Annotated in this window: 17 protein-coding genes and 2 pseudogenes; 2 read left to right on the top strand and 17 right to left on the bottom strand. The window is 44.6% G+C overall.

Translation table 11 applies throughout. The features are described from left to right. Positions 1 to 652: 652 nt before the first annotated feature. The 3 genes and pseudogenes from ACI48J_RS13520 to ACI48J_RS13510 all read right to left on the bottom strand — a co-directional run bounded on the left by ACI48J_RS13520 (position 653) and on the right by ACI48J_RS13510 (position 3,617). Complete coding sequence (locus ACI48J_RS13520) at positions 653 to 1,528, bottom strand: PhzF family phenazine biosynthesis protein (RefSeq protein WP_405078664.1); 876 nt, start codon at positions 1,526 to 1,528, stop codon at positions 653 to 655. Positions 1,529 to 2,128: 600 nt separating this feature from the next. After that, positions 2,129 to 2,761, bottom strand: a pseudogene (locus ACI48J_RS13515) (phosphotransferase family protein); the annotation flags it as partial. Between the two features lie 112 nt (positions 2,762 to 2,873). After that, positions 2,874 to 3,617 (bottom strand): GNAT family N-acetyltransferase, encoded by a 744-nt coding sequence (locus tag ACI48J_RS13510; RefSeq protein WP_405078662.1) that lies wholly within the window; start codon positions 3,615 to 3,617, stop codon positions 2,874 to 2,876. Positions 3,618 to 4,474: 857 nt separating this feature from the next. On the opposite strand from ACI48J_RS13510, the gene ACI48J_RS13505 reads away from it, so the two are divergent. Next, positions 4,475 to 4,864 (top strand): VOC family protein, encoded by a 390-nt coding sequence (locus tag ACI48J_RS13505; RefSeq protein ID WP_405078661.1) that lies wholly within the window; start codon positions 4,475 to 4,477, stop codon positions 4,862 to 4,864. A gap of 227 nt (positions 4,865 to 5,091) precedes the next feature. Here the strand turns inward: ACI48J_RS13505 and ACI48J_RS13500 are convergent. Next, positions 5,092 to 5,416, bottom strand: a pseudogene (locus ACI48J_RS13500) (ArsR/SmtB family transcription factor). A 552-nt stretch (positions 5,417 to 5,968) separates the two neighbouring features. On the opposite strand from ACI48J_RS13500, the gene ACI48J_RS13495 reads away from it, so the two are divergent. After that, complete coding sequence (locus ACI48J_RS13495) at positions 5,969 to 6,133, top strand: hypothetical protein (RefSeq protein WP_405078660.1); 165 nt, start codon at positions 5,969 to 5,971, stop codon at positions 6,131 to 6,133. A gap of 371 nt (positions 6,134 to 6,504) precedes the next feature. Here the strand turns inward: ACI48J_RS13495 and ACI48J_RS13490 are convergent, their stop codons facing one another. The 13 genes from ACI48J_RS13490 to ACI48J_RS13430 all read right to left on the bottom strand — a co-directional run bounded on the left by ACI48J_RS13490 (position 6,505) and on the right by ACI48J_RS13430 (position 21,259). Then, positions 6,505 to 7,608 (bottom strand): endospore germination permease, encoded by a 1,104-nt coding sequence (locus tag ACI48J_RS13490; protein WP_405078659.1) that lies wholly within the window; start codon positions 7,606 to 7,608, stop codon positions 6,505 to 6,507. 39 nt (positions 7,609 to 7,647) lie between these two features. Next, positions 7,648 to 7,869 carry a hypothetical protein gene (locus ACI48J_RS13485; protein WP_405078658.1) on the bottom strand — a complete coding sequence of 74 codons (222 nt, stop codon included), beginning with the start codon at positions 7,867 to 7,869 and terminating at the stop codon, positions 7,648 to 7,650. A 2-nt stretch (positions 7,870 to 7,871) separates the two neighbouring features. Next, positions 7,872 to 9,077, bottom strand: coding sequence for a Ger(x)C family spore germination protein (locus tag ACI48J_RS13480; RefSeq protein WP_405078657.1), 1,206 nt, complete (start codon positions 9,075 to 9,077; stop codon positions 7,872 to 7,874). Positions 9,078 to 9,106: 29 nt separating this feature from the next. Beyond that, positions 9,107 to 10,705, bottom strand: coding sequence for a spore germination protein (locus ACI48J_RS13475; RefSeq protein WP_405078655.1), 1,599 nt, complete (start codon positions 10,703 to 10,705; stop codon positions 9,107 to 9,109). A 573-nt stretch (positions 10,706 to 11,278) separates the two neighbouring features. Next, positions 11,279 to 12,382: a lactonase family protein gene (locus ACI48J_RS13470; RefSeq protein WP_405083160.1), complete on the bottom strand. Its 1,104-nt coding sequence runs from the start codon at positions 12,380 to 12,382 to the stop codon at positions 11,279 to 11,281. Positions 12,383 to 13,185: 803 nt separating this feature from the next. Continuing rightward, positions 13,186 to 13,308 carry a hypothetical protein gene (locus ACI48J_RS13465; protein WP_405083159.1) on the bottom strand — a complete coding sequence of 41 codons (123 nt, stop codon included), beginning with the start codon at positions 13,306 to 13,308 and terminating at the stop codon, positions 13,186 to 13,188. Between the two features lie 482 nt (positions 13,309 to 13,790). Further along, positions 13,791 to 14,663 carry an SDR family oxidoreductase gene (locus tag ACI48J_RS13460; RefSeq protein ID WP_405083158.1) on the bottom strand — a complete coding sequence of 291 codons (873 nt, stop codon included), beginning with the start codon at positions 14,661 to 14,663 and terminating at the stop codon, positions 13,791 to 13,793. A gap of 101 nt (positions 14,664 to 14,764) precedes the next feature. After that, complete coding sequence (locus tag ACI48J_RS13455) at positions 14,765 to 15,181, bottom strand: Rrf2 family transcriptional regulator (protein WP_405083157.1); 417 nt, start codon at positions 15,179 to 15,181, stop codon at positions 14,765 to 14,767. Positions 15,182 to 15,523: 342 nt separating this feature from the next. Then, a complete protein-coding gene (locus ACI48J_RS13450) occupies positions 15,524 to 16,330 on the bottom strand; it encodes a GNAT family N-acetyltransferase (RefSeq protein ID WP_405083156.1) in 807 nt (268 codons plus the stop codon). 127 nt (positions 16,331 to 16,457) lie between these two features. Continuing rightward, positions 16,458 to 16,724: a CD3324 family protein gene (locus ACI48J_RS13445; protein WP_405083155.1), complete on the bottom strand. Its 267-nt coding sequence runs from the start codon at positions 16,722 to 16,724 to the stop codon at positions 16,458 to 16,460. 839 nt (positions 16,725 to 17,563) lie between these two features. Further along, positions 17,564 to 18,256 (bottom strand): TetR/AcrR family transcriptional regulator, encoded by a 693-nt coding sequence (locus ACI48J_RS13440; RefSeq protein WP_405083154.1) that lies wholly within the window; start codon positions 18,254 to 18,256, stop codon positions 17,564 to 17,566. 107 nt (positions 18,257 to 18,363) lie between these two features. Beyond that, positions 18,364 to 19,536: an FAD-dependent oxidoreductase gene (locus ACI48J_RS13435; RefSeq protein WP_405083153.1), complete on the bottom strand. Its 1,173-nt coding sequence runs from the start codon at positions 19,534 to 19,536 to the stop codon at positions 18,364 to 18,366. A 127-nt stretch (positions 19,537 to 19,663) separates the two neighbouring features. Then, on the bottom strand, positions 19,664 to 21,259 hold the full coding sequence (locus ACI48J_RS13430) for an MDR family MFS transporter (protein ID WP_405083152.1): 1,596 nt from the start codon (positions 21,257 to 21,259) through the stop codon (positions 19,664 to 19,666). Positions 21,260 to 21,659 lie beyond the last annotated feature (400 nt).

The following is a 21,659-nucleotide window of genomic DNA, read 5'->3' as shown; positions in this document are numbered from 1 at the left end:
TACTTGAACGTGTAGTTTGTTCACATCTTCTAAGCAGCTGGAACCGATGGTCTACTGTGTGCCACCTCTACAGCCTATGCCCATTTCGCTACCGCAGAACACAATCTCCTCTGCCTCAATAACTCATCAATATGCATATAATTATATAATCCGTCGTTGCATGCTTCTTAAAATTGTAGGGGTATTCTATTCGCTATCTTTATTCCACCCCCTCCGCCAAACGGCGGAGGGGGCTTTTGCCTTCCCCAAGCAAAAGGTCCCCCTCCAGATACCGCATCGTTTTGAGACTCTAAAAACTGCAGAAGTCCATCATAAAGACAATACTCAATCGCGAAGTCTCTTTGAGATATTTGCTTCGGAATCTTGCCAACCTTGCTTCATGTTCGTAGGATTGGGCGATCTCATCGAGAATCCCCCCAACATAGGGAGAATCAAACCCGCTCAGTCAATGACGACTATTGTAAATTCTCCCCCAAGTAAACAAGTTACTTGATGTTATAACTTGGGTGGGTAGCTTTTTCAACGGTCTTGCAGACATCTTTTTTCTACAGACAGACAAAAGCGTTAACCCGTCTGCTCACGCAAGCAAGTAACAGAATAAGCCCGTTGCCCCGTAAGGTACAGTAGCTGCAAACAGCCTGTTTGATTTTACTTATATCGTGATATGTCTTCGTTCAATACCAGCCACTGCACCGCCAACCCGAACCTGGTTGATTTCACCGCTCTCGCTCAGGCGCAATCCTACCTTAATTTCAGAAGGACAATTCATCGAATACCCTTGCCTGAACATGACGAGCTCCACTTCCCGCAAAGATAGTTGGCCATGTTGGTACAAATAGCTGAGCAGGGCACCGTTGGATGTTCCTGTCGCGCTTTCCTCGGGAATATCGTACAGCGGCGCAAAATTCCGGCATTCCGCAACAGCATCATCTGGAGTATCCATCGTGAACAGATGATATCCAACCACATCATATTTTTCGCTGATGGCGGTTATAGCGTCAAAATTTGGCTGAACTTCATTCAAGAGCTTCCTGCTGCGGATCGGGATTAAAATGTCCCGCAGCCCCGTCGAAACAATTTGGATGGGCAATCCGGTTTCCAAATCCTCGGCATCCATCCCCAAAGATGGGGCGATTTCCTCACAGGATATCCTTTCAAGAAATTGTGGTAAGGCTTGTGACAAATAAACAAGACCAGAGCTAATATCAACATCCAAAATCCCTGCCTTGGTCTCTATCTTATAGGAGGTCCCTTCCTTTGCCAAACCCAGCGAATGCATTAGTCCAAATGCAGCAATCGTGGCATGTCCGCACAGATCAACTTCGCTGGCGGGGGTGAAATAGCGGATTTTGTAATCCGCAAACAGGGATTTTTCCATAAATGCCGTCTCCGAAAAACCCAATTCCTTCGCTATAAGCTGCATTTCGGCAGCACACAGCGAAAGGCCGCCCTCCAAAACAACGCCTGCTGGGTTACCACCACACTCCCCTTTCGCAAACGCATTTAACGTATACACTTCCACATTCATGTTCCGCTCGTCCTCTCCTTTATCTTCGAAAAATCGATGTGCGCAATCGCACGTCCCACTCGCTGCCATGAAACGGATGTCGGGGCGCCCGCGCAAATCTCTCCCGCTCCTTACGACATTGCATTATGTTCACTCCAGACGGGCTCTCCCTGCCCTATCAGTCTCCATATACACCGTATCGTTACTACTGCAAGCAACACAGGTCTGGACGACAAATAGATCCGCCTTCCAGTAAAGCCCTACCAATGCCGGTTGCTGCGCATCAAGGTTGATCAGCATGGGCCAAGGGTCCATTATATCACGGACAGCTCAAAACATTCTGAGGAAGTTTATCTCATGTTTTATAGGTCGCCATAGGAGTGTAATATTTGACACTTGCTTATTCAATATGTGTCGAGCAATTAAACTCCAATTCGGAAATTTATCATTGCAACATTAATGTTCAATTCAATCTTCTGCTTTACCATTATCGATGATACGGTTCTCCGCGCTGTCTATAACGGCAAGTTTTAGAAGGCTGTCGGCGACGATCCAATGGGAGTAATGAAAGAACTCCGAAAACCCGCTACGCTCAACGGTTTTCGGAGTTCTTGTTTAGAGTCAACCCTGCGCAGTGCTGGTCTTCATCTCATAAATTTTTTGGAGCGTATGGACATGCTTCGTCTTCTGGTCATCGTCCTCTGTACGGAGATACCACTCCACAAGCCTGTATCCGAATATGAGAAGAATCAGTTCGTAGACGCAATTATCAGCGATAGGCGATACATCCGTATACTCCGAGAAGCCTTTGTAATACGCAGGGACACATCGCTGGTAGTATTCGACCATGTGATCGATATCGGCTTCATCCGCAATTAGGCTTGCGAGATCCTCACCTAGGCGGCCCCATCCGGATGTATCCCAGTCGATGAGCGCGATTTTCCCATCGGCATAGATCAGGTTGGTCACCCAAAAGTCTCGGTGGCATAGCACGATGGGTAATTTTTCGATGAGGGTGAGTATCTCGTCTGCGTGCTCATCGATGTCGATGAGCATTTGCCGCACGTGCTGCGGGAATTCGCAGTCCTCTGAGCGTATATAATCGTAGACGACCGGCCATGACCGATAATGCAGATACGTATTCTTCATTAGATCCACATGGCTTAGGTTGGTCAGGCTCTGCAGAACAGCGGGCTGCTCCACATACAGCTTGCCTTGATAACGTCCTAACTCTAGCGCGGCCTGTACATACATAATACATCATAATTACCAATTTACTCAGATACAACTAAAACACGAGAAAAAACTTGAAGTTTTGTCTCGCGTTTTTACGGTAGCCTAGTTATGAACATTTCTTGAGAAACAATTACTGTTCAAGTCCTTCAAAATTGCATCGCCAATCAGACACCCAAGCGGGAAAATACCCAATTCGGTGAGCTACTCTCTGTGAAGCAATGTTACTTGCGATTACGTCATAACTCGGTATCTCTCCACGTTCCAATATTTCTAAAGTTAACCTGTTTACAAGATAACTAGCCAATCCCAAATTATGATATTTAGGTAATACTTCTATGCCAATTTGCCACAATTTTGCACAGGTTTTACTTGCTCCTGCCACACCAACAATTTCCCCGTCTTGCTTCGCAAGCACAGCTAGATCAGTCTGCCAAGGAAGATTCCTATCATATATAATAGCTTCGTTGAATCTTGTGACATCAAATAAACTAACCACTTCTTCTCGTTTAATCAGTTCAAATGAAAAATGTTTCGGTGGTACCATTGGCCTTATTCTTTTTACATCAGGTAGAAAATGGAAGTAAAGACCTCTGATAAATGGCAAGGAGAATACCTTTTCCCTGTCTTTGCCCTCCATCTGTGTTTTAGCAACTGACAACCGTTCCGGTGTAGCCGACACTATAATTGATTTCCCCATAGACACCATCTCGAAATAACGAGCCTTCCTTGGAAATGGTCTTCGTCCAGGATTTTCTTTAGCTTCAACAAAAATAATGTTGTCCTTCTCACCGTTCAGGTCATCAATCGAGCAATTCAGGTCAATAGCAAGTTGTGACTGCACAATGAACAGCATTTCTTTTTGTGTCATAATCATCGGTACCCTTCCTTTCGCTTGCGGGACGCAACGAAGCGCCGTTGTTCTTTTGATACTTACAAGTTTAATATGGAGCGTAGATTTCCAACGTAATTTTTCTGAGTGTAATCATGCATGTCTTCTCACTTTATGCCATTCGTTTTGCGCCACGGTCGCATAAATAACATACAGTTTTCATCAAAAAATTAATAGACTTATGTTGAATTCAGAAAACGGTTCTCCACTTTTACCTTTTCGAGCTCCGAAGCATGTTCAGGTCCTTTTCCATAGCTGTTATTGCTTACCCACAGGCTGCTCCAGACGATGTAGTTCCCCTTTTCGATACCACTTCATCCATGTCTTCAGTTGGGACTTATTCCGTATGCCTAACTGTTCCAGTTTACTAACACATCCGAAAAAAATATCGTGGGGCAAAGATTTTGGCGTAAAACAGTTTCAAACTACACAAAAGGTAATTATGAGGAAGCATTAGGAACAACTTTTGATGGGTATAAAATGATCTTTAGATTTACTAATGTATGATCTTTACTAGCCTTTTACCAAGGACAATTTGCGGGAAGTTTACATCTTATTGCTACCTCCCACTACCATTTCGTTATATTCGAATTGTGCATCAGTAATTGCCAATTTCGAGTACACTTCCAACGATTTTCTGCTCTCGTGTCCAGAATACGGTTGAATCAGAGCGTCATCGATGCCTTGCTTTTTAAGCTAGGTCAACAGAAAATGGCGCAATTTGTGGGGGGATAGGTTTTGAGATAGCTTGGCTTTCTCCGAGTATTTGGTTAATGAAAGGATTTATGAATATTTCAGCGAAATAAGATAAAAAACATTTTTGTAAATAGGGAGGTCCGTAAATGTCTGACTTTTGGAAGCCAAAAGGATATTCAAGTGTTTCACCCTATTTAGTGGTGCCGAGTGCACAGCGTGTAATTAATTTTTTGCAGGAAGCTTTCGGTGCAACCGAACTAAGACGTTTTTATAGACCTGATGGTTCTTTAATGCATGTCGAAATGCAAATTGAGGATACGGTTGTAATGTTTGGGGATGCCACAAATACTTGGAGCGCAACTGTTGCTCAATTACATATTTATGTGCAGGATGTTATAAGAACTCATCAGCTTGCAGTTCATGCAGGTGGCATATCAATCTTGGAACCAACTCGCAAAGAAGGAGATCATGATCGACGTGCAGGGGTAAAGGATCCTGCTGGAAACACGTGGTGGATTGCAACACAAGAGGTATAGCACTCAAGTTAGTTGTAACCTAAACATAAAAATCAATGAAACTTGTAACTCGTTACACTAACGGAAAACGATAGCTTAACGAACAGGCTGCAATTGTACATTTATATCCATGTGTTTGCGGGTGGTGTCAGCTACGCTGGTACTACCTCCCTTTGGCTGCCAAATGACTAATGTTAAGGTAAATACGAATATAAGAAAAGCTATGTAGGCCATAACACCCTCTTGAATTAATTGCAGCAGTCAATATCATTACAAATGGTGGATTGGATCTTATCCTTCTGTGAAGGCAATTGCTTAAGAAGTTCTACGACAAGTGGCTTGTCCTCGATACTTAGAGAGTAATATACCCACTGCCCTCTTTTTTGACTCTTTCACGAGACCACCGTCTTTTAATTTGCGCATATGCTGACTAATATTAGGCTGGCTCGTGTTTAATAACTCCACAATCTCACATACGCACAATTCCTTCTCTTTCAGCATCGCGACGATCGTCAGTCTGGTTTTATCTCCTAACAGCTTGAACACATCAGCTATTTCGTCAATTTCCTTCAAATTGTTCACTCCTTTCTGACTTAACAGGGAAGTCATATCTTGTTGAGCTAATTGTATTTCAGATTCATTCCTAAATCATTAGGCATTTATGCGGACTTCACCTTATTCCTATAAGTCACCTGCGTTACCGCCTGGACGTCGCGTTGTCTACGCTTATCTCACATCGTTCTCTTTGCGTCTTGAGAAAGATCTTCAATTACGGGAAACGATATATGTTCTTGTCCCAATACGGCAAACGATATAAGTTCTTGTCACTAACTTGTGACAAGAACTTATATCGTTAAAATAAAAAAAGCCACTGCTACGCGACTTTTAAGCATATATGTTCTTGTCTTTCGACAGCACTTATTCCTTAAAAGCCAACACATTCTCTTGGGTTCTCCACAACCCAATTTTCGCCGTCACTTATGATAAGGTTCTTCGCGCTGTCTATAACTGCAAGTTTAAGGCCATTCTTATGGTATGTCCTTTCTTTCCAGCCCCCAATGCGAAAAGTTATAACCCCGGCTCCAACCGCTGTCCGTCAAGAAAAAAAGCGAGTATGAGTGGGTGATGCACAAAGATCTGAAGCTACACACCGCGGCCGTCCAGTGGCTGGAGCAGGTGCTGCGGCAGCGGAACAAGTCCGTATCCGACATATTCTATGCCGTGAGAGGTACGCAAAATCAGTTGTATTTTGACTACTATCGGGACCACATTGACAAACCTATCGATTAGCCCCGGCCACACTGCGCTCTCCCCTCGCTTGCCGAGTGCTTCTACCTCCCATCAGGGACGCAACCTCTTTGTAACACCTTCCTCCATTACTCCTACAGACCTTAAATACCCTTTTTGCCACCAAATTTTCGCCGTTACTTGTGGTACGGATCAGCGTAAAATAGAACAGCACTAACCATGATCCTTTATACATGCTTTTAAACCGATGCATCATCGTCTTTTAATGAAATCCACCGTGTTCACTGGAGGAGTTATTTCACTTCCCGGCGCAGCAAAAAATCGTACACGTGCAGATTCTCTTCGGATTCGATGGAAGTGATTGGATAGCTGGCACCACAGCGTTCGAAAAGATTCGAAATCAACAACGGCCATCAACCCTCTTCTTCTTTAAGTGGCTTTCTAACGGAGGCCACGATCCAGGTTATAAGAGGAAGTACAAACATAAAGGTTAAAGCATAAGCCGGCCAAACCCGGCGAATGAAATCCATCGCATAAACAATATTTGTATAAGCCGGCAAGACCATGGCAATAGTCAGCATGCCAAGCGGTACCGTTAGAAAATTATACGATTTGAATTGAAAAACCTGACTTGTCCCGAGCGCCATTGCAAAGAAGGTCAAAATTAATTTAAACGTAATGGTAATGAGCCATAAGGCTCCAATAATCACCTCTACCCGTTCAAAAAATCTTCCGACACTGATTTTTTTGGCGAGCGTAAAGCTGGGATAGAGGTTGGATGCCGTTAAGTTTGGTCCCAATACCAGAATACACAGCAATACCATGATGACAAGCATGACCCCGGCTATTAGAGTTCCGACGTAAAAGGCGGAAGCGGTCTTTTTCGAAACCTTCACGAAGGGATAAATCATCATAAGAATGACGTATTCCTGCAGGCTTAAAAAGGGCAGGGCTGCTTTCAAGACCGGAAGGAATCCGTTCTCCAGCACGGGCTGTATTTTTACTGTTTCTATTTTGGGAGCCAGCATCAAAACGAGCATAACATACAATATGACCACCCAAGGGAAAAAGATTTCCGCTCCCCTTGCGATCACTTCCGGCCCTTTACGAGCCGCCATAATCACTACAACCATCAAACAAGCCATAATAAAAACAATAGGGGTTTCCGGCATGACTTCCGTTGTTAAGAAATACCCGATATCTCCAAGCATCAGGACGCTGAGCAGAAAGAAAAATAAAGTATACAACAAGGATACGGCCTTCCCCAACCACTTTCCAAAAATCAATTCGTTCATCTCGAGCACCGTTTTTTGGGGAAAGCGATTGGATAGTCTTATATAGATGGCAATCGGCAATAGACCCGCGACGATCCCAATGACAGACGATATCCAGGCATCCTGCTTGGCACCGGCGGCCAAGGGAGCGGGAGCGATCAGGATGGATGTGCCGACGCCGAAAAAAATGGCCAGGATCGTAAACTGATGAACGTCAATGATACGATTTTCCTTTTCCTTCACGATCAATGAACCCCTTCCGCTTATGACTGCTATCCCGTATTACCCCGTCACCAAACCGAGTCGTTCATAAATTGCCGAAATAAGCTCAAGAGGATTCGGAACACGGATGTGCAGCGTCTGCATGGTATAAATGGTCAATGAAACGGTTAGCAAAAAGCCAAATACCGTCATTTCTTTATACTGCTTTCCTTTCCGCAGCGCGGGCAGCTCCAAAAGAATCAGAAAGACGATAGCGACGATGGATGCTATTACTGTCCACATGGCTACTTCCTTACCCTCGATTTGACCGATTGGTTGGTCGTTCCGACTCGGCGAATATCAACGGCAACGGTTGCATGAACCGTCAGATCGGTAAAGATGGAATCCCAATTTTGTTTCGACTTCTTCCAATAGTCGGGGGAAGAGCGGTGAACGGCTTCGCCGAAACCGAGGACATCGGTCTTAAAACGGGTTTGCGTCGTTCGTACAGCTTCCATGATATGTTCCTTTATATTCCGCTCGGTCATCTGTTCGATTTGCTGAATGAAGGAGGGATCCAACATGTCGATATCGCATGCGACGTTCCCGACATTGCCCTCGGCATGCAATTGGATATCGATTTGCGGCCTTCCTTCGCTTGACAATGCTCCTCTGACTTTGGTCTTTGTTCGAATGAGCTCCACCTCCATTACGCCTCCCGGGCATTTGTTGACGATCACCGTGCTTTTGACCTTTCCTTGTATATAGTTATAGCCCTTGCTTTCGTTTTCGTTCAACCATCCGATTAACTTGTCGCTTTTAAATACCGCCAAACCGTTATACTGCAAAAGAGCGGGCACGGCGGAAGATTTGAGATTATCCGCTGTCTTCCCCTCATTTGGGGAGCCTATCATAAGAAGTCCGGTTAAAACGGGGCTTTTTCCCTCGCTTTGCAGGTCGTCGATCACCCTATCCAGCGTAATTTTGCCCGTTGCCGCCCACGACTTTTCCGCCATCTCCAAAGAGGAATACAATTTATTTGCCGGTATTTTTTCTTGTGGGGTCAGGATCTCCAAAACTTGTTCGGCCCTTGCTTTCTTTGCCACGACAATAAAGAAATCGGTCCTCATTTCATGATCCCTGGAAAGTATATCAATCGAATCGGCAATGCCTCTCCGGGCCAGTTCTTCTCCGATTACTACCATGCGCAGGTGGGACAAATAAACTCTTCTGTTCAGCTTAGTCGTCATTCTTCGAAGGGCTTCTAAAACGGAATGCCCTTGAGACTGAAACGTAGATACCGGGGTGCCGGTTCCTCCCCCCGATTTCTTGGAAGCGATCTCTCCGGGATTGACCAGTTGGACGGAAACCGTATATTGATTATCCTTCGACACATCAAGTCCCATCGCCACCGCTATGGACAACTCGTTAAGTTCCCTGCGGTTCCAGCAACCGGTCAGAAGCAGAATCAATTGGCTAATCAGCAGCCATTTCCAAACTGTTTTGCACACGGACGCTCCTCCCTCCTTAGGAATGGGAACTAACTTTCCCCAGATGGATCTTGCTTTGCGCGATCGGTGTCAGATCCGATCCGGATGTAATTCCGATTTTTTGTATAACTGGGTCTTGAGACCATGGCCCACCAGGGTACCCGGAGGATAGCATCCTTTTGATCGGCCAAATGGAACGGCGCGAATGTGCTCATATAGGGAATGCCAAAGGAACGAAGACTGCACATGTGAAATACGGTCACAAACAAACCTAACAAAATCCCGTATATGCCAAGGGAAGCGGCCAACATCATCATAAAGAAACGGAGAAGGCGGAGGGAAATCGCAACACTGTACGATGGGATAACGAAATTGGCTATCGCCGTCAATGAGACGATAATGACCATCGCCGGAGAAACAAGTCCGGCTTCCACAGCCGCCTGTCCGATCACGAGCGTACCCACGATGGATACGGCTTGACCGATCGTTTTGGGCATCCTAACCCCCGCTTCCCGCAAGATTTCAAAGACGAGCTCCATCAAGACGGCCTCCACGAAGGCCGGAAACGGGACTCCCTCCCGGGCATCGGCCAAACTTATCAATAATTGGGGAGGAAGGATCTCTTGATGGAACGTGATAATCGCCACATACAACGCGGGTGCCAGAAGCGTGATGCCAAGGCTGCAATATCGGATGATCCGAATGAACGTGGCGAAATCGGCCCGCTGGTAATAGTCTTCCGAAGCCTGTAAAAATTCAGCGAATATCGCCGGCACAACGAGCACAACCGGGGTTCCATCCACCAAAATGGCCACCCGGCCTTCCAACAATTCGGCCCCGATCACATCGGGCCTCTCCGAGTTATAAACCGTCGGAAAGAAGGTGAAGGTCTTGTCCTGGATCAATTCCTCGATATATCCGCTCTCTAAAATACTGTCAATGTCAATCGACTTCAACCGATTGCGCACTTCATCGACCACTACCGAGCTGGCGATGCCCTTGATGTACATAAATGCGACATCCGTTTGCGTGACTCTCCCGATCTGAAGGGTTTCCATCCATAAATTAGGATCCTTGATCTTTCGGCGCAGAAGCGCTGTGTTGGTACGCAGCACTTCCGTAAAGCCCTCTCGCGGTCCTCTCACCACAGGCTCGGTACTGGGTTCCTCAATACTGCGACCCTTCCATTGCCGCGAACTGGCAACAACGCCGTATTCTATTCCATCAAAAAGAATAACGGTATCTCCGGAGAGCATCGCTTGCAAAAGCGCGCTCATGTCAACTACCTTCTTGACCGATCCTACGGGAATCAACAGACGTTGAATAAAATCTTCAGCGTTTAATACCGGCCAACGGACCTCTTGCTTCGCTTGTTCATGCAGAATCATGGATAAAGGCTCCAGGATCGATTTCATGTCGGAAATGCCTTCGATATAAAAGATGGCTGCATTTTGCGTACCGTTTTCACCCATTTTAAATGGTCTCATGATCAGATCCGTGCTGTTTCCCAGCCGCTGTATGATCCAATCAATATTGGCCGTTAAACAAGTGTCTACCGTAACCTTGCTAGCCATATCCTCATTTTCCCGGGATTTCTGTTCGGAGGAATGGGATAGCGTATGTTTCATCCATTTCTGAAATACGTTCATTTTGCAAAGTGCCCCCCAACAAATAAATGTTAACGAAAACTGTTAACATCATTACGGTTTACAATTTTCCAGAAAAATAACCAAAATGGGATGTGGTGGAAAAGAGGTATGCGCATGACCCTCTGTGGGCATGAGTGTTCGTGAACTACAGCAATCCACAAGGGTTACCTGGTTGATCAGCCTATCATGCTCACCTTTCCATTTAAATTCTTTGTATCCTAGATCCGCATAAAACATTTGTCGAACATTATCCTCCCGCTAGCTTTTAATGCTTACCGGCATTCTAATGTTTATCGGTCTGGATTCGGCAGATAGGCATTAGTATTCAGCTTATGGGGATATGCATTAGCAGAGTCACATTGAGAATAACGATAGAAAGGCCCGTATTAGCCTTTAAACAAGCTAATCGGGCCTCATTTATCCCATATATACCACCTTACCTACTCCTTCCTCTTTAAACGCCTCCATGCCCTTCTATCGCGAAAAATTTAGCCGTTACTTATGGTACGGTTCACCGCGCTGTCTGTAACGGCAAGTTTTCTCATTTTGAATAGATGTGCATTGCCAATAGAATCAAAGAACAGCTAAACCTTGTGATCCAAAATACGGAAAGTTCGTAGATGCGGCAACCTGTATTCTGACTAGACTGCCATTACTCATTATATTGAATACTGAGACGGTGCCTTGATTCCCGTTAAGGGTATAAAAATTGCGTCCATCTTTACTGACCCTAGCATCTATTGGCAAGCCAGCAGGTGCTCCTACCGGTGTACTTGTAGTATGCCCCACAACAGTCAGTGCTCCGCTGCCATCTATACGGTAGGTAGATATTGTGCCACTTAAGGTATTGGAGATATATGCAAAACGTTCATCCCTTGTGGTTACAACCCAACAAGCAGTCTTATATCCGTTTGGTACAGAGCCGCTAATCACATGAAGGATACCGTCGTTGCTCATTGAATAAGATGACAGCGCATTTGAAACTGCTTCCGTAACCAAGAGAATTCCGGAGGATAGAAAATAAGCGCCCAATGGTCCTTGACCATAAGAATCATTAACAATTGGTCCTGTAACCATTCCATTTTTATTAACATGGAATACACTGAGATGATTTGAGGTAAGTTCAGTTACAAGGATTTTACTTCCATCAGGAGTAAAGAGAACCTGCGCCGGTTGAGCATTCAAAGTGCTGAGGGAGTGGGTGGATAAAGGAGTAAGGCGTCCGTTGTCATCAATGTGAAAACCTGTGATATTGGATGTAAAATTGTTTGCGGGATTACCTACATTGGATACATAGACAAAATTATCAAACACATCTACGCTATTGGGCTGGGCACCTCCAGATGGCTTTACATCCATCAGGACAGGTGTTCCGTTGTCGGTTATGATAAAACTGCTGATACTATGGCTTCCTGCGTTAACGGCAAGCAGGAAACGTCCATCACGGGACAAAGTTAGGGCGCCCTGCGAAGTAAGGGGATCGACACCGTCGTTTGTTGTTGCAGTGGAAACCTCCTTTGTTCCAGTACCTTTTCCATAAGTGGGGTATGATCCGACAAAAGTGAGCAATCCATTTATATCCCTATAAAATGCAATGATTTGATTCATTATTTCATTATTGGTCATCATGTAAACCATACTTACGGTTCCAAGAACATATGGGTTCAAAATTTGCATGTTATGACTCTCCTCCTTCCATCATTTTATATGGTGTTTTAACCATTTAAATTCTCCAAATGGTAAAAAAACTTTGCCATACACACATTTGGGCCAATTCTGAGAAAAAACTTGCCGTTACTTGTGGTATGGTTCACCATGAATAATCTTAACTTTCTATTCTACTTTGCACCACTTCTATAGCCTGTGCCCATTTTGATACCGTAGAATAAACGCTCCCATACCTCAAAAACTACAAATGAGAGTCACGTCTAAGTATTAGATATCCCGCTTTTCTACAAATTTAGCATAGTAATTGAGAAAGATCCTCAATTACGGGAAACGATATAAGTTCTTGTCACTGACTTGTGACAAGAACTTATATCGTTAAAATAAAAAAAGCCGCTGCTAAGCGACCTTTAAGCATATAAGTTCTAGTCATCCGACAGGAGTTTAGTTTTTTAGAGTAAGCACATTGTCCTTTTCCATACGTCTCCTCATCTGGTCAACATTCATCGCAAAGGATAAACCACTGGATAGTGAACCGACAGATCCTCGTGCAAAATATAGTTATGGTCTGCTCCAACCAATATCAAGATGCGCTTGCCATCATGCTTGCGAATAGCTTTTCTGATACGTTGCGCCATAATATGATTTCTAGTTCCCAACTCTCCGGCAAGACCTCGCCGCATAGGACATCTGGGGCAAACTCTAGAATGATCTCTTCCAACAGCTGTAGCGGGTACCTGTATTCTTCTCTGTACTCTTCCGAATGCGTCGTGCCCAATAATCCGATAGTTATCGTAATCCTCCGTTTTCGTGGTTTAAGTCGAGCTGCCGCCCGTTTTTCTCAACAGTTCAGAAAGCTTCACGACATAGTCGACTGTCGCTTTATTGTTCTCATTGCCGTTATCCTTCTCCGACGCCATTATCTGAAGGAAAATCAATGGACAGCATCTCTCTCCTATTAAAGTTTTCGTGAGCAACTAACTTAATACCCTCTTCTATTCTACTGTGTGCCACCTCTATAGCCTATGCCCATTTCGCTACCGCAGAACACAATCTCCCCTGCCTCAATAACTTATCAATTGCCCTTCTACAAATTTAGCATAGTAATTGAAAATTAACTTCAATTACGGGAAACCATATATGTTCTTGTCCCAATTGTTCGGTGAAAATAAAGTTTTAGACTGGAGTCGTTGATTTAACGTGGTTTTTGAATTGATGAATCGTCAGCTTTTGAAAAATAAGATTTAGACTGATCCATTAAAAGAAGCAGCGGCGGACCAAGACTGGAAAAATAGAGTCTTAGACTGCCGCTATAATCATTCAACTAACGTTCACCGTTAGCGTAATGACTTGGCAAGCCTAAACCTTTAAATTGAAAACCGACCTCGCATTACGAAAGGTCGGTTTTCGAATGAGTCAATTATTTTGTTTGAGAGTTTCCGTTAACGATTTGAGTCAGTGTCTCCCTGATTGGTGTAACTGGACGACCGAGCAACTTTTCAAGATCGTTACTTTCGATCTCCAGTGTGTCTTCCCGAATGCCTTTCTGGATGCCTACGAGAACAGGGATAACGAAGTCGGGTACACCTGCGCCTTTCATGATGTCAGCATAAGTGGTGTCATCAACCTGTTGGACGGGTACTTCCTTGCCTAATACCGTGCCAAGAGCAGACGCCAGTTCTTCTTGAGACATCGGTTTACCCGAAAATTCATAAATTGTATTGTCGTGTCCGTTCCCTGCCAATACTGTTGCAGCCGCCTCCGCGTAATCTTGTTGAAGTGCCCAACCCACCTTGCCAGATCCAGCAGAGGTCACCCAGGGAGCTCCTGCTATCACACCTTGAATGCTTGAAATTTCATTCTCCAAGTACCAATTATTGCGTAAGAAAGAGTAAGGAATGCCCGTTTTGATGATAGCTTCTTCTGTGAAACGGTGTACTAGAGCAAGGAACAACTTGCTTTCACTAGCATTCGTTATACTGGTATATGCAATAAATTTAACTCCAGCACGCTCTGCAGCAGCAACAGCATTTGTGTGCTGCCGAATTCTTGTTTCGTGGTCTCCATCCGCAGAAATAATTAATAAGCGATCGATACCTGCAAAAGCAGTATCCAATGTTTCTGGATGGTCAAAATCTCCTTGGCGAACTTCTACTCCACGATCTCGTAATCCTTCCGCTTTCTCTGGATTGCGGACACTTATAGCCAGACGACTCGCTGGTACAGATTTCAACAGCGCCTCTACAACTTTTGTTCCCAATTTCCCTGTCGCGCCTGTTACCAACATTTTCATCTTCTATTCCTCCAAATATGTTTTGTTGTAATGCGTTTTGTTATATCAACATTAGTTACAACTAGCTTATAAAATAAAAGCTCTCTTAAAAGAGCTCTCATTTATTTGAATCTTTCTGTGATTTGACTCAACGTCGTTTGTGCCAACCTTTGTTCCATAGCGGATTGAGCATCATTCAACTCGGGTTGAAGAACCAACTCTATGTTCCGCCCAACTGGGCATCGCTCATCCAGATCTTCATGAAATCGGAATAATTGGTTTTCTTCAATCACATTTACAGCTCGATAAACATCAAGAAGCGTAATATCCTCAGGTGCTTTGAGTAGAGAAGCGCCTCCCACACCAGGACGTACTTCCACTAATCCAGCCTTTTTTAACATCCCCATAATTCTTCGGATTACCACAGGATTTGTATTTACGCTACCCGCAATGAAGTCCCCAGTACATTCGTTCGAACTGACAGAAATCAGGGAAAGGATATGAACACCAATAGAAAAGCGCGTACTTATTTGTTTCAAGTGCATCACCCGCCATTGTAACCATTGTAGTTACTACCGGAAGTTTTGTCAATATCCGTGCCATTTTTATTACTCATAACTGCCCGTTAGTTTAACACTATCTCCAGTCTAGTACTATAATTTCCGAGTCTAATACTATATTTTCAGTCTAATGGTTTATTTTCTTTTAACACCAATGCGGCAAACGATATAAGTTCTTGTCACACCCCTGGTCATTAAGTATTAAGTAAGAAGCCTTCTATGATCTGCCCATATCTGAATGAAAAGAAGCAGCTGCCGCGTGTGGCGCACTGCTCCTGAATCGTTGAACTAACGTTTCGACATCGCACTTTTAGAAATTCATTATAGATCAAGCATATTATTATTCTCAAACACGGCAATATTGCACACTGGTTGGAATCCGGCCCGCCTATAAATGTTAGCACCTGCTTCGGACGCTTGCAGCACACATAGCCCGTCATAACTTCTCTTTATTTCTGCTAAAATATAGTGAAACATGGCGGAGCCCAACCCTTTATTCCGCTGTTCCGGCAGCGTCGCGATATCATAAACTCCAACACTGTTTTCGGTATATATCGCAGATCCTATACAAACTACCTTGTCATTTATTAACCCGATAAATAATTTCAAATCTGAATGTTTGTACAGCCCCGATTCTGACAGCAGTTCGTAGTATTTTCTCACATACTCGCCTTCCATACTTTCCTCGAATAAAGAGGCCAGGGCCTCGCCTAATTGTCTCACTTCCATAGGCGAACCGACCTGTCTAACCGAAAAACCAAAAGGCAGTTCCATCGCTGGATGTAAGTCGGATGTATATGCATACATGCCGATGTTGACTTCAGAGAGAATCAATCCATGCTTCATGATTGCTTGCCGGGTGCTATCACTTATATTATCCCAACACCATAAAGACATCGGGAAATTCTGAACCGTAAAAGGCTCCACCGTTTCACGAAGCAGACGCTCGGCATCTGTATGATCTTTTAACAGAACACTGATATTGAATGTATCCGCCGGCAAGCCGCAATCTACATTTACGAATTCATCCGTTTCAATGACAGACATTCCGGCGCTTTTACTTGGAACATACGAAACCTTGCATACAAAATTTTGTTGAATCAATGCCGCCATTTTTTGATCGTGCATATGAACCTCCACAACATTTTTTGCTTTCTAAGGTTAAGCATATAACAAAATGACCAGAGCTTGATCCCTTCTATTCTTTATAACTATTCTTTACACACAGGAATGGTCCTAAAAGAATCTCTTTCTATTAATCCTTTGAGTAGACAATTTTCCTAATGGTGTCATAGGAAAGGCTGTATTGAACGGCAAGTTGCTGGATGGAACCCGCCTCTTTGAATTTAAGCTTTATTTCATTGTTTCTTTCTATTAAAAAAAGCCGATATCCTGATTCTTCACCCCATTTTTTGCGGGAAGCGCTTGGCCTCGGGATGTATAGGATCTCGCCGTGGATATGTTTTTGAATTTCCAATAACAATCCTTTCGGCAGTACATCATTGGCATTCTTATATTTCATTCCAACTCACTCCTTAAAAAATGCTAATCTTAAGGAATGCAAGTCTGCGCTCTAAACAAAGTGGACAGTCGGAATGAATGTCGGCGATTATTAGATTATCTCCATGCGACAATCGCCATCTGTCCATTGCGCAGACGTTGCATGGAGTTCGGTGAAGATGATAGCCGAAGGAAAAAACATGTAATCACCCCGTCTTATAAAATGGAACAGCCAACCAAAATCTTTAAACCTTCAACATGATCAGTATCTCTCTATCACCATATCCAATTCATCGTGATGAATATAATGCCTGCTACGCCCGGCAAGCCTATTGTGATAATGGAGAGAGGAATGTCACTTTGCCGGGAATGATCAACGATTTGCTTATAGCTCTTGTATTCCGTTCTTGTCAAGGCAGCGAGCACCTCAACTTAGAAAGTATCACTACATCAAATATACCACGTTTATAAAGGCGTTTCTGTGGACTTCTCCTATAAGTCACCTGCGTTACTACCTGGACGTCGGGTTTTCTACGCTTAACTCACACCGTTCTCTTTGCGACTTGAGAAAGTTCCTCAATTATGGGAAACGATATATGTTCTTGTCCCAATACGGCAAACTTATATCGTTAAAATAAAAAAGCCGCTGCTGCGCGACTTTTAAGGATGCATGTTCTTGTCAGCCGACAGCGAGATTTCCCGAAAAAATTTACCGTTACTTGTGGTACGGTTCACCGCGCTGTCAGTAACGGCAAGTTTTAAGGGCCATCCTTCGCGGGATGGCCCTCTCTTTGTTCTCGCTTTGTTCAAAAATTCGCTCTTGCAGGGAAACCAGTAAGTCGTTACCGTCCAACAACTGATCTAGCTCCGCTGCAAACCGTTAGCTTGCACAATACCGTTCAAGATCACTTCAATCCCCCAATAGAATCGTTCCTTCGAAACGATGTCTCCGGAAAACAACTCCTCTTTCAGACTGTGAATGAGCGGGAAACGAACCGGATCTGAAGCCTGGTAAGAATGTTGGGTGGCATTCATCTGTTCCTCTCCATGCCTGGACCTAGCGGCCTTCTCGAAAGCGACTGAGGAAACATACAGCAATAGTAGATCCATTCCCCAAGCAGCGGAAGTGGACGTAATACCACCCTTGTGCAGGACCGTAAGTAGGTATTCATTCAACCGGAATGCATGGGTCCCTACCGGAATTGTCTGAAGTGACAGCTCCGCAAGTCCAGGCTGCTCGATCAGCAACATCACATACGCATCCAAAGCCCGGAAAAGCTGTTCCTTCCAATTGCCTTCCGTTAACTCTGGCAGCACGAGCTCCCCAAGTCCATAATCCAGCACATAGGAGCTCAACTCCTGCAAGTTCTTTACGTAAACATAGAGCGAGGAAGGTCCGGTGTCCAGTGCTTTGGCCACCTTCCGCATGCTCATGCCTGAGGTGCCTTCTTCTTTCAGCAACTCATAGGCGGTCTTTACAATCAACTCATGACTGAGCGGTTCTTTGGCCGGACGAGCCCGGCGACTTACAATTTTACGGTTAGGTTTCATCATACTATCCTTATATCATGCCGGAAGCGATTAGTAAATCCACTTTTCGCGCGAAGCTCCCAGCGCGCGGTGTGGCGTTGCATGACGGCTGTTGTCTACCACAGGCTCGATTACGCTTCGTTATACTGTTCATGGTACGAATTCATAAGCTCGTTAAGCTTCCGGGCTGCATCATCCGAGAAGCACAGGACGAGATTATCGTTTGACTCACGAGCCATCTCCGAAGAATAGGCGTACATCTTCTCCTCATAATCCTCGATCGCTCTTGGTTGATCTTTATTCCGTACGATCGCAAGTGCAAGCTCCATTGCGTCCTGCATCGCCATATTAACGCCTTCGCCAGCGAACGGAGACATGACATGGGCCGCGTCACCGATCAGCGTAACACCGGAGTTCCTTTTCCACTTGAATCCAACCGGTAACATGTAAATCCGTCTTGGAAGAACAGCATCAGCCGCATAGCGGATATAATTTTTGAGCGACTCATCCCAATCTTGGAAGATCTCCAGTAGTTTTGCTTTCGCTTCCTGAGGATTTTCAGACCTAATACCGCTTGTTTCGAGCCACTCCCGATCCACCCACAGGCTCGCATAGACCTTAATGCGCCCATCACCATTCAACTGCCCCAAAATCCCTTTGTGATCGTTCAATGCAAAAACTTTGCCACGACGGTTGAATGCAGCCAAATCAGGATAGCGTTTAGCAGCATCCTCAACATTAAGCTCTAACATGGTTAGTCCCGAATAACTGACATCCGTATCCGAAAGCAGCCGACGAACACGGGAGAAGGCACCGTCCGCTCCAACTACAAGATGCGCGGTATCGACGAACCCGTTCTCGAAATGAAGCTCTGTCATGCCATTAGATAGTGAAACGGCCTTGTCTAGCTTATACCCATAGCGGATGATCGTTGGGTCCAACTTGCTTAAGAGTAAATCGCAAAGTACGCCACGGTCGATCTCTGGTCGCCCTCCTGGAGCATTCTCATCAGCTACTTCATCCATAAAACATTTTCCAGTCTTATCGAATAGCCGAAAGTCCTCCCCTTCATAACGAGCCACTTTTTGAAAAGCCTCATAAAGTCCGGCTTCCTTCAGCGCCTGTTGACCCGATTCCTCATGAATGTCAAGGGAACCTCCGCGTTCATGACTCTTGTCTTCCAGCTCCCGCTCATAAATGACGGACGGAATGCCATGATGTTGAAGAATGAGCGCAAGCGTTAGTCCGCCTGGGCCTCCTCCGATAATAGCGATACGTTTTTGATCTTTAATAGTTGTTGTCATTGTAAACATCTCCTCAGCATATTTGTCGTTTATCAAAGTAAAATATCTTTATTGCGAACTCCGTTCTTAAGGAACCCCGTTCGTCCAGGGCCGCAGAATACAAATTCTCTCTCCTGATAAGCTAACGTTATTTCGATTGAGGTGAGGCATTCTTATTTTCTATACGTTTTGCAAAAAATAAACTGAGTACTAATGCCACAATCGCAAACCCCAGAGTGATCCAGAACGTGGAACCGAAAGCATGCCCCAACTGATTGAGAGTATGCTGGGAAGGTAGTTCTCTAATATTTTCAGCTAGAAAAGCCATCGTAATCGTCACTCCGAAGGATGACATGATTTGCTGGGCTGAAGTTGTTATCGGTGTCACGCGACTGACTAATTCCTTCGGAGCCGATTTGAGCACATGAGTATTGATCTGCATCATCGTCAATCCTTGTCCTAGTCCTGCAAAGGCAAAGCTACACATAATGTACAACGGACTGGTATTAGCAGTAACTTGTGTCAATGCGAGTAATGAGCCAGATAGGGACAGAATGCCCATAATGGCAACCGGCCGAACTCCGTAACGGTCAAACAATTTGCCACCGAGGTTGATTCCCACCGTTGACAAGATTGCCTGTGGAATGACATACAGTCCAGCCTCAAGCGGCGAAAGGCCCTTAACCTGCTGCAAATAAAGAGGGAACAATAGAATGCTGCCGAACAACGCAATCTGATTTAGCCACGCGACGAGAATCCCATGTACGAATGCCGGAGAGCGGAACACCCTAAGCTCCAGCAGAGGATATTTCTGCTGCAATTCATGCCAGATAAATATTGTAAGCATGACGATACCGAATATGAGTGAACCAAGCGTCCATGCATTCGACCAGCCCTTCTCACCAGCTTGGTGAACCGCGAAGACCAGTGAGGCGAAGGAAATCGGAGCTAAGATTGCGCCGACTACATCGAGCTTGCTGTTGTGCTTCGGCTTCGCTGTAGGGAGGTATCTCCATGCCATTAGTAACGCGATAAACCCAACCGGCACATTGATGAAAAAGATCCAGTGCCAATTTATAAACTCAATGAGCCAACCAGACAGAACAGGACCGAGAATCGGTGCGAGTAGCATCGGAATCCCGAGAATCCCCATGACTGAACCACGTTTGTCGGGAGGCGAAACGGAGAACACCGTTGCAATCCCAATCGGGGCAACCATGCCCCCTCCGAGTCCTTGAAGGATACGGAAGATGATCAGTTGCTCAGGCGTTTGCGCCAGGGCACACAAGACAGAAGCAAGCACAAATAATACGATGCTCGTCATAAACATCCGTTTTGACGAGAAACGGTCCGAGAACCAACCTGCGAGCGGAATAACAGCTGATAATGACAAGGTATAGGCCGTAATGACCCATTGAATGGTGCTGAGATTGGTATCAAAGGCGCTTACCAATTTTGGTACTGCCACGTTCATAATCGTACTGTCCAAGATTATGAGGAACATTCCCGAAGTCACTGCAAGCAGCACCGGTAATATTTTTTTCAATGAAAATTCTGATTGCATACTTGCTGTTTTATTTGCTGGCCCCATATCGATTATTCTCACTTCTTTCTGCATAAATTTCAGAGCATGCTTATTGAGCTCTAATAAGCACAATTCAGTTATACCATTACGAACATCGTTCGTCAAGAACGGTGTTCGTAATGGTATATAAAACCGATTCAAACAAAAAAACTTACCCATATCATAACCATGACCCCTTTTTCGAGGGGTTATTTTCTTTTTTAGGAGGGACAGATGAATGAGAATCATCAAGACACAGCAAGACCTTGTCGTCTTACGACTTGCCGTGACACTTCCAGCGGAACTTCTCCTTCAGGTTGAGGACTTGTTCAGCAAACCCTATTATAACCAGAGATAACACGCGGCGGACACTGGCAGCGATGAGGTCAGAGAATTTCAAAGTTAACCTTCAAAAGAAGAAAGACGAGTGATATTCTTGTTCACTCGTCTTTTGCTTCAAGATTTCAACTGCTATGCTGTGATATTCAAGTCATCTATATTAATATTGGTTTCTATTTTCTGATTTACCACTATAAGTGATACGGTTCACCACGAATAATCTTAACTTTCTCTTCTACTT

It is taken from the genome of Paenibacillus chitinolyticus, assembly GCF_045038035.1.
GTDB classification, from domain to species: Bacteria; Bacillota; Bacilli; order Paenibacillales; family NBRC-103111; genus Paenibacillus_F; species Paenibacillus_F chitinolyticus_A.
Note: the sequence above shows the minus strand (reverse complement) of the source record. Positions and strands in the feature narration are given on the sequence as shown.